General features: G+C 63.1%; 12 protein-coding genes. 6 read left to right on the forward strand and 6 right to left on the reverse strand.

From position 1 onward, the window contains the following. Positions 1–78: 78 nt before the first annotated feature. A complete protein-coding gene (locus tag QQL76_RS00610) occupies positions 79–2,355 on the reverse strand; it encodes a xanthine dehydrogenase family protein molybdopterin-binding subunit (RefSeq protein WP_499205922.1) in 2,277 nt (758 codons plus the stop codon). A gap of 4 nt (positions 2,356–2,359) precedes the next feature. Then, positions 2,360–2,821: a (2Fe-2S)-binding protein gene (locus QQL76_RS00615; RefSeq protein ID WP_499205923.1), complete on the reverse strand. Its 462-nt coding sequence runs from the start codon at positions 2,819–2,821 to the stop codon at positions 2,360–2,362. 171 nt (positions 2,822–2,992) lie between these two features. Here QQL76_RS00615 and ispG point away from each other — a divergent pair, with 171 nt between their 5' ends. Beyond that, a complete protein-coding gene (gene ispG, locus QQL76_RS00620; RefSeq protein WP_499205924.1) occupies positions 2,993–4,255 on the forward strand; it encodes a flavodoxin/ferredoxin-dependent (E)-4-hydroxy-3-methylbut-2-enyl-diphosphate synthase in 1,263 nt (420 codons plus the stop codon). A gap of 33 nt (positions 4,256–4,288) precedes the next feature. On the opposite strand, the gene QQL76_RS00625 is transcribed toward ispG, so the two are convergent. Continuing rightward, positions 4,289–6,766 carry a hybrid sensor histidine kinase/response regulator gene (locus tag QQL76_RS00625; protein ID WP_499205925.1) on the reverse strand — a complete coding sequence of 826 codons (2,478 nt, stop codon included), beginning with the start codon at positions 6,764–6,766 and terminating at the stop codon, positions 4,289–4,291. A gap of 102 nt (positions 6,767–6,868) precedes the next feature. Continuing rightward, positions 6,869–7,789 (reverse strand): polyprenyl synthetase family protein, encoded by a 921-nt coding sequence (locus QQL76_RS00630; RefSeq protein WP_499205926.1) that lies wholly within the window; start codon positions 7,787–7,789, stop codon positions 6,869–6,871. A gap of 184 nt (positions 7,790–7,973) precedes the next feature. On the opposite strand from QQL76_RS00630, the gene QQL76_RS00635 reads away from it, so the two are divergent. The 4 genes from QQL76_RS00635 to QQL76_RS00650 all read left to right on the forward strand — a co-directional run bounded on the left by QQL76_RS00635 (position 7,974) and on the right by QQL76_RS00650 (position 10,276). Then, on the forward strand, positions 7,974–8,648 hold the full coding sequence (locus QQL76_RS00635) for a biosynthetic peptidoglycan transglycosylase (RefSeq protein WP_499207079.1): 675 nt from the start codon (positions 7,974–7,976) through the stop codon (positions 8,646–8,648). 69 nt (positions 8,649–8,717) lie between these two features. After that, on the forward strand, positions 8,718–9,359 hold the full coding sequence (locus QQL76_RS00640; RefSeq protein WP_499205927.1) for a glutathione S-transferase family protein: 642 nt from the start codon (positions 8,718–8,720) through the stop codon (positions 9,357–9,359). A gap of 148 nt (positions 9,360–9,507) precedes the next feature. After that, positions 9,508–9,693: a 50S ribosomal protein L32 gene (rpmF, locus tag QQL76_RS00645; protein ID WP_126008123.1), complete on the forward strand. Its 186-nt coding sequence runs from the start codon at positions 9,508–9,510 to the stop codon at positions 9,691–9,693. A 169-nt stretch (positions 9,694–9,862) separates the two neighbouring features. Continuing rightward, on the forward strand, positions 9,863–10,276 hold the full coding sequence (locus QQL76_RS00650) for a hypothetical protein (protein ID WP_126008125.1): 414 nt from the start codon (positions 9,863–9,865) through the stop codon (positions 10,274–10,276). A 34-nt stretch (positions 10,277–10,310) separates the two neighbouring features. Here QQL76_RS00650 and QQL76_RS00655 read toward each other — a convergent pair whose 3' ends face one another. Continuing rightward, complete coding sequence (locus QQL76_RS00655) at positions 10,311–10,742, reverse strand: GlcG/HbpS family heme-binding protein (RefSeq protein WP_499205928.1); 432 nt, start codon at positions 10,740–10,742, stop codon at positions 10,311–10,313. A gap of 112 nt (positions 10,743–10,854) precedes the next feature. Next, entirely contained in the window at positions 10,855–11,451 is a 597-nt protein-coding gene (gene phaR, locus QQL76_RS00660) for a polyhydroxyalkanoate synthesis repressor PhaR (protein WP_499205929.1), read from the reverse strand. 282 nt (positions 11,452–11,733) lie between these two features. On the opposite strand from phaR, the gene QQL76_RS00665 reads away from it, so the two are divergent. Next, positions 11,734–12,918, forward strand: coding sequence for an acetyl-CoA C-acetyltransferase (locus QQL76_RS00665; protein ID WP_126008132.1), 1,185 nt, complete (start codon positions 11,734–11,736; stop codon positions 12,916–12,918). Positions 12,919–12,939: the final 21 nt, after the last annotated feature.

The raw sequence follows: 12,939 nt of genomic DNA on the forward strand, positions 1-12,939 counted from the left end.
TAGGTGTAACGCTCCGGGATGTCAGCCCTTGATGTCGTGTATGAGCCAGCATGCGCCGAAATGCGCCATCTTGTCGTCTCAGACGAACGTCACGTCATGCGCGAAGGGCATCCGTCGAAGGCGCTCGCCCGTCAGCGCAAAGATGGCGTTGCCCAGCGCGGCGGCCACGGGCGGCGTGCTCGGTTCGCCTGCACCCCCCATGCGCGGGGCGTTCTGCAGGATCTCGACATGAATGGCCGGGCAGCGATCGATGCGCAGCGCATCGAAATCGTGGAAGTTGCTCTGCTGCACGCGGCCTTCGCTGAGCGTGATCTCCTGGCCGAGAGCGGCCGAGAGGCCGAAGACGATACCCGACATCATCTGCGCTTCGAAAATCCCGGGATCCAGGACAATGCCCGGGTCCGCCGCGCACCAGACGTTCTCAACGCGGATGCCGCGATCATCGCGCGCAATTTCAACCACCTCGGCGACCCAGGTGCCGAAGGACAGTGTGAAGGCAAGGCCTCGCGCCCGTCCCTCCGCCGGCTCAGACCGCCAATCGGACATGTCGGCGACCTTCTCGAGAAGCGCGGTTGCGACCGGGTAGGGCGCCATCAGCTTCAAGCGGTATTCGAGGGGATCGATGCCGCTGGCGGCTGCCAGTTCGTCCATGAAGCATTCATGGAAGAAGCCGTTGATGGAATTGCCGACCGACCGCCAGATGCCCACCGGGACTGGAATGTCCGTCTTCACGCCGGCAACACGGTAGTTGGCGATGGCATAGGGCTGGTTGAAGGCGCCATCGACGATGCTCTTGTCCGGCCCCGGAAGGCTGATGGACGGATAGAAACGCGATGCCATGGGCGAAAAGATCGGCGGGGCAGCCACCACCACGTCCAGGGCTTCGGGCAATCCATCGGCGCCGAGTGCGGCGCGCAGCCGTCCGGTCGCGGCGGGGCGGTAGTAATCGTGGGCGATGTCTTCTTCGCGCGTCCAGATCAGTTTGACCGGTCGCCCGCCTGTTTCGCGCGCTATGAGGGCGGCGTAGACGGCAACGTCCGGTTCGGCGCGACGGCCGAAGCCCCCTCCGAGCGAGGTCGTGTTGACCGTGCAGTCGGCCGTCGGAATATCCAGCGCTGCTGCTGCGACAGCCTGAATGAGGTTGGGTGCCTGGTTCGGCAGCCAGAGATCCAGCCGGCCGTCGGCAAAGCGCGCCGTGGCGTTCATCGGCTCCATGGCGGCATGGGCGAGGTATGGCACATGGTATTCCGCCTCGATGATGCGGTCGCGGGCATGGTCGGCGAAAATGATGTCCGTATCGCCATCGTCGCGCATCACATCGCGTGATCCGGTGCCGACAGCCGCCGCGAGAAGCTCGCTGACAGCCGCATCATCCAGCGTCGAATTCGGCTTTTCCCATTCCACCACAACGGCATCGGCGGCCATGAAGGCGCGCCAGGTGTTGTCGGCAATCACCGCGAAACCGCGTCCGAGTCGGTGATCGATCTCGATGATGGAATGGACGCCGCGCATCTGCCGGGCAGCCTCGGTGTCGAGCGAGAGCACGCCGCCGCCGAAATGGGGATTGATCCGCACGGTGGCGTGAAGCATGTCGGGCAGGGCGACATCGACGCCAAAGATCGGCGCGCCGGTGACCTTGGCGCGCATATCGGTGCGCGGCTGCGACTTGCCGAGCAATTTCCAGTTCTCTGGCGCGCGCAGCGGGATGTCGCGCGAGACAGGTGCCTCAACCGCGTCAGCGGCGAGAACGCCGTAGGACAAGGTTTCGCCGGTGGCGGGATTGCGCACCGATCCGGCGTCCGTCTCGAGTTCCGTCGGCTGGACGCCCCAGCGGGTCGCTGCAGCCTGTTTCAGGGCTTCGCGGGCGGTGGCGCCGGCTTGGCGCATCTTCTCGAACGCATCGACAGTAGACGATGAGCCGCCCGTCACGTGCAGTGCCAGGAATTTGCCGGCGATCCCGACGCCGGAGCGGGCGATGGTCGCCATCGTCGACTCGTCATAGGTCGGGAATGGCAGGCCGTCTTCCAGCATCGCGATATTGGCATAGGCCTCTGACGCCGGCCCATGCTCCACCACCACCTTCTCAAGCGACACGTCGAGTTCTTCGGCCACCAGCGCTGCAAGCGTGGTGCTGACGCCCTGGCCCATCTCCGCGCGTGGCACGAAGATGGTGATCGTCTCGTCAGGGGCTATCGTCAGGTAGGGATTGAAGACAGCCTCTCCGTCATCGGCGCGCGCGACCAGCGGATTTTCGGGCGGGCGCCGGTAGGCGTATGCGCCGACCGCGAGCCCGCCGGCGATCGCGGCGGTGCCGATGAGGAAAGTGCGCCGTGCGATCTTGCCGACCGATGCCATGGGCTCAGCTCCGCGCCGACTGTGTGGATGCGGCTCGCTTTACGGCGGCCCGGATGCGCGGATAGGTGCCGCAGCGGCAGAGATTGCCGGACATCGCTTCATCGATGTCCGCATCGCTCGGCGCGGGATTGGACGCGAGCAGCGCTGTGGCCGACATGATCTGGCCGGCCTGGCAATAGCCGCATTGGGCGACCTGTTCGGCGATCCAAGCTTCCTGCACGGCGGTCAGCACACCGTCACCCGAAAGCCCGTCGATGGTCGTGACGGCGCCTTCGACGTATTGCACGGGCAGGGCGCAGGACCGTTCCGGCACGCCATCGATCAGCACCGTACAGGCGCCGCAGGCGCCGATGCCGCAGCCGAATTTCGGGCCCATGATGCCCAGTTCATCGCGCAGCACCCAAAGCAGCGGCATGTCGCCTTCGATGTCGAGCGAATGGCGTTCGCCGTTGACCGTCAATTCCATGGGAGTTCTCCGTCGCGGCTTGAAGCCTTGTCACAGGTAACGTCGGGTCGTGACCTTCACAAGGCAAGTGCGGCTTTCCAGCGCGAAGGGACGTTGACAATGAAGCGGGGCTATATCACCTGAAGCCAGCCGATGGGCTCGCCTATCGGTCCATCGTTTGAAGGACGCGCCATGCTCGATCGCAACCCGAATTCGGCTCAATCCTACCTGACGGCCCCGCTCTCCCGGCGCGCATCGGTCGCGGTGGATGTCGGCGGCGTCATCGTTGGTGGCGGTGCTCCGGTGGTCGTGCAGTCCATGACGAACACCGATACGGCCGATATCGACGCCACGGTCGCCCAGGTCGCCGCGCTGAACCGCGCCGGATCGGAAATCGTCCGCATCACGGTCGATCGGCCGGAAAGTGCTGCCGCCGTGCCGCGGATTCGCGAGCGTCTCGATCGCCTCGGCATCGACGTGCCGCTCGTCGGCGACTTCCATTATATCGGCCACACGCTTCTTGCCGATCATCCCGATTGCGCCGCTGCGCTCGCCAAATATCGCATCAATCCCGGCAATGTCGGTTTCAAGGACAAGCGCGACCGGCAGTTCACGCAGATCATCGAGCAGGCGATCCGTTACGACAAGCCGGTGCGCATCGGTGTGAACTGGGGCTCGCTCGATCAGGAACTGCTGACGCGCCTGATGGACGAAAACCAGGCCAAGGGCTCTCCCATGACGGCGCGCGAAGTGACGCGCGAGGCGATCATCCAGTCGGCGCTTTTATCGGCCGAGCTCGCCGAGGAAATCGGCCTGCCACGCAACCGCATCATCCTGTCGGCAAAGGTCAGCCAGGTGCAGGATCTGATCGCCGTCAATCTCGAGCTTGCGCTGCGCACGAACCATGCGCTGCATCTCGGGCTGACGGAAGCGGGCATGGGGTCCAAGGGCATCGTCGCCTCTGCGGCCGCCATGGGCATCGTGCTTCAGCAGGGTGTCGGCGACACGATCCGCATTTCGCTGACGCCGGAGCCGAATGGCGATCGCACCCGCGAGGTGATCGTTGCGCAGGAACTGCTGCAGACCATGGGCTTCCGCCAGTTCCTGCCGGTGGTCGCCGCATGCCCGGGCTGCGGGCGTACGACATCGACCGTCTTCCAGGAGCTGGCCCAGACGATCGAAGGTGATCTCAGACGCAACATGCCGGTTTGGCGCGACCGTTATCCGGGCGTCGAGAACCTGCAGGTCGCGGTGATGGGGTGCATCGTCAACGGCCCGGGTGAGTCCAAGCACGCCGATATCGGCATCTCCTTGCCGGGAACGGGCGAAAGCCCGGCTGCGCCGGTCTTCATCGACGGCAAGAAGGCCAAGACGCTGCGCGGTCCGAACATCGCCCAGGATTTCCAGGCGCTGGTGGCAGATTATATCGAGCAGCGTTTCGGCCGTTCTGCCTGAGCGCGTTATCTCGCCTAAGCCGAGAGCGGCTGATCAGGCGCGCCGCAGTTCGCTCAGCTCTGCGAGCCAGTGATTGACCTTGGCGGCCAGCATGTCCGGTGAAATCGGCTTCGACATATAGTCGTCCATGCCAACTTCCAGGCACTTCTCCCGGTCGCCCTTCAGTGCATGCGCCGTGATGCCGACGATCGGCGTGCGCGAGAGGCCAAGCTGCATTTCACGGCGGCGGATCGCAGCGGTCGCCTCGTGGCCGTTCATTTCCGGCATCGAGACATCCATCAGGATCAGCGAGGGACGCAACGCTTCCCACTGCATCAGCGCGAGGCGGCCGTTGCCCACGATCTTGAAGGCGTAGGGCAGTTCCTGCAGCGCCTGCGTGAAGACAATCTGGTTCACCTCGTTGTCTTCGGCGACGAGAATATCGATGCGGTCGGTGTTGGTCCGTGCCGGCTTTTGCCGTGTCTCCGCCATGGCTTGTGACGCGTCCTTCACCGGCTTCGGTGCAGGCGTCTTGAGCTCGGCAGGTGCCCGGCTCTCATGCACGACCGGCCGTGCCCTGGGCGCGCCGCTGCGGGCGGCTTGGATCACGCTGGTTGCCGTTTCCAGAAGCAGCGACGAGCGCGTCGGTTTGTTCAGATGCGCCTCGATGCCGAGTTCGCGCACGAAACGCATCTGCGTGTGCTGATCGACGGAGGAGAGGACGAGGATCGGGACATCGGCCAATCGGGCATCGCCGCGCAGGTGGCGGGCGACATCGCCACCATTCATTTCGGGCATCTGATAGTCGAGGACGATCAGGTCGACCTTGGCACCGAGCGAATGAGCCTCCTGCAGGAACGCGATACCGGCCGGGCCGCTCTCGACCGCCACGCAGTCAAAATGCCAGCTCCGGAACTGCTCGATCAGGATGTCGCGGTTGATCGCGTTGTCCTCGATGATCAAAACGCCCGCGCCGCGCAGATCCGTTGGAAGGATGCGCTGCGGCTTGGCGCCTTCCGCTTCGTGGATCGGCAGCTCGATTGCGAAGGAAAAGGTCGATCCGCGGCCATAGGTAGAGGTGACTGCGATGTCGCCGCCCATGAGATTGATCAGGCGGCGTGCGATCGCCAAACCGAGGCCCGTGCCTTCGTGGCGGCGGGTCGAGGATGCATCGACCTGGCTGAACTTGTCGAAGATCGTGTCGAGCTTGTCGGCGGGGATGCCGATGCCCGTGTCCTCGATGGTGAAAGCGATCTCCACATGGCCTTCGCGTACCGTGCCGGAGACGTCGACGAGGACGTGGCCCGCTTCGGTGAACTTGACGGCGTTGCCGACGAGGTTGGTCAGCACCTGACGCAGACGGCCGACATCGCCGACGAGCATGGCCGGAAGATCGGGCTGCACCCGCACGATCAATTCGAGGTCTTTTTCGGAAACGCGGCCGGAAACCAGGGTTGCCACGTCTTCGACCGTCTCGGCCAGGCTGAAGGGCGCAGGGTCGAGCTCGATCTGGTTCGCGTCGATTTTCGAGAAATCCAGAATGTCGTTGATGATCGTCAGCAATGCGTTGCCGGATTTGACGATGACATCGGTGAAGGTGCGTTGCTTCGCCGTGAGGTCAGTCTTAGCCAGAAGCTCCGCCATCCCGAGAACGCCGTTCATCGGTGTTCGGATTTCGTGGCTCATATTGGCCAGGAACTCGGACTTTGCCCGATCTGCGGCAAGCGCCCGGACCATGGCGCGATCGGTCTCCTTCTGCTTCGCCGAAAGCCGCTTGACGATGCGCTGCACGGCAAAATCCATCGGGATGAAGACGAGGAACAGCAGAGCCAGCAGCGCCGCGATGGTGATAAGCAGGAATTGCTGCAGCGTGTTGCCCTGATTGCGCGACAGTCGCTCGAGATAGGAGCGGACTTCGATCTGCGCCTTCAGATTGGTGACGGAGACATTGTTGTCATAGAGCGAGAAGATTTCGCGCGCGGTCCAATGCATGTCGAATTTCGAACGGGCGCTCTCCACCCGCACGCGATCCAGCATTAGCCGGTAGTGCTGAAAAGGGTCGCGGGCCGACATATAGGGCGACGCGTTGATGATCCGCGTCTGCAGGGTGGCTGGCGCAGCATTCCAATAGACTTCCAGGCCACGCATTTCAGCCTCGGCCTTGTCGAGCCGAAAGCGCAACGCGGCCTTCACCGGCTGAACATCGGGATCGACCGGCTGTGCGGCCAAACGCTCGCGCCGCTCGGCAAGCGTCATGGCGCGAAGCGCGGGTGACAGGCGGGGGCGTTCGGACGGAAAGCGCTGCGCGACGGTTTCGGAATAGGTAGCAAGGTCGGCCATCTGCACATCGAGCTGGGCAAATTGTTCGCCGAGCGCCCCGATGCGGTTGATGTCGATCACCTGCTCGCGCTGCTGCAGGAAGAAATAGAAGCAGATGACGCCGATCAGCACCAGGGACAGGACGTAGCAGCACCGCAGGCTCCAGGCCCAGCGGTTGCTTCCGAAGATGCCGATCGAACTGATCCTCGCCATTGATTTCTTTGTGCCCAGCCCGTTGTTGCCCCGCAGCAAACATCGTCGGTCAGGGTTAAGAAAGCGTGCGTTGCCTGTTCGCAGGCCGGAAGGCCGGCGGTCTCAGTTCCGGCGGTTGGCGATGAAACCGGCCGCCTGGCGCAGCGGCTCGGCGCGGTCGCCGAAGGGTTCCAACAGTTCGACCGCCGCGTCGACAAGACCCCGGAGCTGGGTATGTGCCCATTCTGCCCCATGCAGGCTGACGAGTGTCGCCTTGCCCCGATCGGCGTCCTTGCCCGTTGCCTTGCCCATTGCGGCTTCGTCTGCCGTCAGGTCGAGAAGATCGTCGGCGAGCTGGAAGGCAAGCCCGATCGCTTCCCCGAACCGCGACAGCCGTTCGCGGTCGTCCGGCGTGGCTCCGCACACGATGGCGCCGGCCTCGCAGGCGAAGCGCAGCAACGCGCCGGTCTTCATGGCCTGGAGCGTGACGATCTCTTCTTCCGAAAGGTGTCTGTTCTCTGATGCGAGATCGATCATCTGTCCGCCGACCATGCCGCCGAAGCCGGCCGCTCGGGAAAGCGCGCTGACAAGCGCCACGCGCCGTTCGGGTGCAAGGCTGGTCGAGGGGTCCGTGACCATGTCGAAGGCAAGCGTCAGCAGCGCATCGCCGGCGAGTATTGCGGTCGCCTCGTCATAGGCGATGTGAAGCGTGGGGCGCCCACGCCGCAGCGCATCGTCGTCCATCGCGGGCAGGTCGTCATGCACGAGCGAATAGGTGTGGATGCACTCGAGCGCCGCCGCCACGTCCAGCGCAGCCGCCTCGGTGTCGGCATCGGGCATAAAAAGAGCGGCTGCTTCCATGACGAGGAACGGTCGGATGCGCTTTCCACCACCAAGCAGCGCATAGCGCATGGCCGAGAGGATGCGCGGTGGCAGCACGATCTCTCCCGGGCGCGGCGTTCCGTCCAGCCGATCGGCTAGTCGTCGCTCGACGAGCGTTGCGCGGGCGGCCAGTTGGCTTTCGAAATCGAAGGGCAAGTCCATGGCGCCCTCTTGGCATGGGCCGGGCCTCATCGGCAACGATTTCCTGAAAGCAGTGGCAATGCTCCGGCTGCGAAGCTATGGAGAAATCGAGACGGCAGAAGGATAGGCGGCCTTGTCGCAGCGACACCGGCATTTCGGTGAGAACTTTGAAACGAAACCACGCGGCCGCCGCAAACGGGCGGGCATCGGCCGCTGGATCGGGCGGCTGTTCCTCCTTGGCGTCTTCCTTCTCATCCTCCCCTATCTCCTGATCCTGCTTTACCGCATCGAGATCGTTCGGCCCTGGTCGACGCTGATGGCCTATGGCCTCGTCACGGGCCAGGGCGTCGAGCGCACTTGGGTTCCCTTCGAAGATGTGGCGCCGGTGCTCGTTCAATCGGTGATGATGTCGGAAGACGGCCAGTTCTGCGCCCATGACGGCATCGACTGGGAGGCGCTCAACTCGGTCATCGACGGCGCGCTGGAAGGAGAATCGACCCGCGGCGCGAGCACGATCCCGATGCAGACTGCGAAGAACCTCTTCCTGTGGCCGGGTCGGTCCTTCGTGCGCAAGGCGCTGGAGGTCCCGCTCGCCATGGCTTCGGATTACATTTGGCCGAAGCAGCGAATGATGGAGATCTATCTCAATATCGCCGAATGGGCGCCGGGCGTTTACGGCATCGAGGCGGCGGCACAGCACCATTTCGGCGTATCGGCTGCCAATCTGAATGCCAGCCAATCCGCGCTACTGGCCGTATCGCTGCCCAATCCCCACCAGCGCAATGCCGGTTCTCCGGGCGATGGATTGCGGCGGCTGGCCGGCAACATCGAGGGGCGCGCGCGGCAATCGGGTGCCTATATCACCTGTCTTTATGGATAGATGACGCGATCTGACTGGTGCGACCGAACCTCAACGCTATAGGTTCGCCGCCAGTCGTCGGAGAGCCCCATGTCCCGCCTCACCCTGTTCATCGCCAACAAGACCTATTCATCCTGGTCGTTTCGCCCATGGCTTGCGATGCGCATGGCCGGGATCGAGTTCGACGAGGAACTGATCCCCTTCAGCGATGGCGGCACCAATCCTGCATTTCGGGCGTTCTCTCCGACAGGGAAGGTGCCTGTGCTGCAGGATGGCAACCTCGTCATCTGGGAAACTTTGGCGATCCTTGAATATCTGGCAGAAACGCACCCGACGCTCTGGCCTGCGGACACGTCGGCTCGCGCCCGGGCGCGGGCCATTTCCTCGGAGATGCATGCGGGTTTCCAGGCGCTGCGCAACGAATGCCCGATGAACATGCGGCGTGCTCGGCGCGCCATTCCCGTGAGCGCGGCGGCGCAAGCGGATGTCGCGCGCATCACCGACATCTGGACTTCGGCGCTGGCGCAATCCGGCGGGCCTTTTCTCTATGGCGAATTTTCTGCGGCAGACGCCATGTTTGCGCCGGTGGTCAACCGCTTCGACGTGTATGCATTGACCGAGAATGCCGAAGTTCTGGCCTATATGGAGCGGATGAAGGCGCTGCCTGCCTATCAGGAGTGGGCGGATGCGAGCCGCCAAGAGGCGTGGGTGGTGGCAGAAGAAGAACACTGAGGCGTTTCGTCAAAAAAATGCCGTGGCCGCTGGTCAAACGGCTGCCGACACTGTATGAACCCGCCAAATTTCCGAATTCGGCAACGTCTGTCTTCGACGATCAGTCGAGCAATCAGGCGTTTCTTGTCGCCCGCGAATGGAGTGAACCATGGCTGTACCTAAAAGAAAAACGACGCCGTCCAAGCGCGGCATGCGTCGTTCGGCAGATGCTATCAAGGCCCCGACCTATGTCGAGGACAAGAATTCCGGCGAACTGCGCCGTCCGCACCACGTCGACCTCAAGACCGGCATGTACCGCGGTCGTCAGGTTCTGACGCCGAAGGAAAGCGCATAAGCGCTTGTCCGGCGGTCACAATGGATCGCCGTTTCGATCAGATTTTGCGAAAGGCTGGCTTGCGCCGGCCTTTTTCTGTTGCGGATGCGTGTATCGCGCTCATCATGAGGTGACGAATCCGCTGCCGAGGCGCAGGATCGCCTGTCGATAGACTTGGACGGAGACCGCCGTGCTGACCGCCTTCCCCCTGATGATCGTTCCGTTTGTCCTCTACAACATCGCGATGTTCGGCATCGTCGGCTTCGGAGGGCCGGAATGGCTGGCAAGCGAGGTGACGAGCCTGCAAATGGTATCGGGCGCGGTCTGGACGCTCAGCTTCGGCGATTTGATCATCGTCATCGCGTTGGTGATGCTGTTTGCCGAAATCGTCAAGGCAACGCGCACCGGACCGTTCCAGATCGTCGACCATCTCCTGTCGCTGGTCGTCTTTCTCGTTTTCCTGATCGAATTTCTGCTGTTTCAGAGCGCTGCCACGGACGTGTTCTTCATCCTGACCGCGATCGCCTTCGTCGACGTGGCGGCCGGCTTCACTGTCGCGCTGCGCAGCGCATCGCGTGACGTGTCGATCGGTCTCGGCCGCTAGACTGACCAGCGGCCGAAGAGGCGATCTTGGCGCGCTAGTCCTTCTGCGCGACGAGGCCGGCGGCCTCGATGCCGGCAACGGCTACCGTCTCGTCATTGTCGGCGGTATCGCCGGAGATGCCGACTGCGCCGAGGATGGTGCCTTTCTTGTCCTTGATCAGCACGCCACCAGGCACCGGCAGGATCTTGCCGTCGGAGATGCCGACCATGCCCGTCAGGAAGTGGGGCCGGGTCGCGGCCTGGTCATGCAGCCAGCGCGAGCCCGAGCCGACCGATAGCGCGCCATAAGCCTTGCCGGCACCCATGTCGAAACGCAGCATCGATGCGCCGTCCTGGCGCTGAAACGCCTTCACATGGCCGCCCGCATCCAGAACCACGACGCCAAGCGGTTTCAGTCCCATTTCCTTGGCCTGTGCGAGCGCGCCGGTGATGATGCGATTGCCCTTGGCAAGTGGTAGGTCGGTCATCGGTAAGGATTCACTTTCATTTCAATTGGGTTCGCCGCAGTGGATGCCAGAGCACACGGGTTGCCAAGCCTCCCGAAGGCGAAACAGTTGTTCCATGAAGCGCTAGAGCGGCTCACTCGCCCATGCGGTCGAGCTTCTCCTGAAGGGCGCGCAACTGATCCTTGAGCTCGTTCAGGTCGCGATTGTCGCCGGTCTTCTTGCGTTCCCCTTCTGGGCTCGCTTCCTTCGCCGTGGCGTTGAAGGGTGAAAACATGCGCATTGCCTGCTGGAAGATCTCGGTGTTGCGGCGAACCTGTTCCTCGGCCATCTGCATGGGGATCTGCATGTTGCGCGCCATCGGATTGTCGCCGAATGCCTTCGTCATCTGCTCGCGCATCTGGCCCTGCTGCGATGTGAAGGCCTGCATGGTCTGCTCGAGATAGGTCGGCACGACCATCTGCATCTGATCGCCGTAGAATCCGATGAGCTGGCGCAGGAAAGAGACGGGAAGCAAGGTGTTTCCGGTCTTCGATTCCTGTTCGAAGATGATTTGCGTGAGGACTGAATGGGTGATGTCGTCGCCGGATTTGGCGTCCTGGACGATGAAGTCCTCGCCATTCTTCACCATGACCGCGAGATCATCGAGAGTGACATAGGTGCTCGTGCCGGTGTTGTAGAGACGCCGGTTGGCGTATTTCTTGATGATGATGTCACCGTCTTTTTTGGCCATGCTCTCCCCTTACAACCAAAATCGAACCGGCAGCCATACTGCTGGATGCAAACTGTAGGCGATATGCCGCGCCGTTGACAAATGCTTTGTGCGATGCGGCGAACCTTCTTCTACTGCACCGCAGCACGGTGTGCGTCTCGCTCTCAGATGCTGGCCGAGCGAGGCCAAGACGGATTTGACTTGAGGCGGGAGGTCGGTCAGTTTCTCTGGCAAAGGACGCTGCGGCAGCCAGATTGGCTGCGCGGTTAAGAAAAGCACTCGCAAAACGGGATTTTCATCATCATGGCTTCCGCACAATCGATCGTCATCGCCAGCGCCGCGCGCACGGCAGTCGGCTCTTTCAATGGTTCATTCGCTTCGGTGCCTGCCCATGAACTGGGCGCGGTCGCGATCAAGGGCGCGCTGGAACGCGCGGGCGTCGATCCGAAGGAAGTGAACGAGGTCATCCTCGGCCAGATCTTGACGGCGGGGCAGGGCCAGAACCCGGCTCGCCAGGCCGCCATGGGCGCCGGCATCCCGCAGGAAGCGACCGCCTGGGGCCTCAACCAGCTGTGCGGCTCCGGCCTGCGCGCCGTTGCGATCGGCATGCAGCAGATCGCCACCGGCGATGCCGACATCATCGTTGCCGGCGGGCAAGAATCCATGTCGATGGCACCGCATTGCGCGCATTTGCGTGGCGGCGTGAAGATGGGCGACTTCAAGATGGTCGACACCATGATCAAGGACGGCCTGATGGATGCCTTCTACGGCTACCACATGGGCAATACAGCCGAGAACGTTGCCCGCCAGTGGCAGCTTTCGCGCGACGACCAGGATGCCTTTGCCGTTGCGTCGCAAAACAAGGCGGAAGCTGCGCAGCAGGCCGGCCGCTTCAAGGACGAGATCGTGCCGTTCACCGTCAAGGGCCGCAAGGGCGATACCGTCGTCGATCAGGACGAGTATATCCGCGCCGGCGCCACGCTGGAAGGAATGCAGAAATTGAAGCCGGCTTTCGACAAGGAAGGCACGGTCACGGCCGGCAACGCGTCCGGCATCAATGATGGCGCCGCCGCTGCGGTGCTGATGAGCGAAGCCGAAGCTTCCCGGCGCGGTATCACGCCGATGGCGCGGATCGTGTCCTGGGCCACGGCCGGCGTCGATCCGCAGATCATGGGCACCGGCCCGATTCCGGCTTCCCGCAAGGCGCTGGAGCGTGCCGGCTGGAAGATCGACGATCTCGATCTCGTGGAAGCCAACGAGGCGTTCGCGGCTCAGGCCTGCGCGGTCAACAAGGATCTCGGCTGGAACCCGGAGATCGTCAACGTCAATGGCGGCGCGATCGCCATCGGTCACCCGGTCGGCGCATCGGGCGCACGCATCCTGAACACGCTGCTGTTCGAGATGGCACGGCGCGATGCCAAGAAGGGCCTCGCCACGCTCTGCATCGGCGGCGGCATGGGTGTGGCCATGTGCCTCGAGCGCCTTTGATACCGCAGGTTTGATCTGAGC

The sequence above is a fragment of the Rhizobium albus genome, assembly GCA_030160035.1.
GTDB lineage: Bacteria > Pseudomonadota > Alphaproteobacteria > Rhizobiales > Rhizobiaceae > Georhizobium > Georhizobium albus.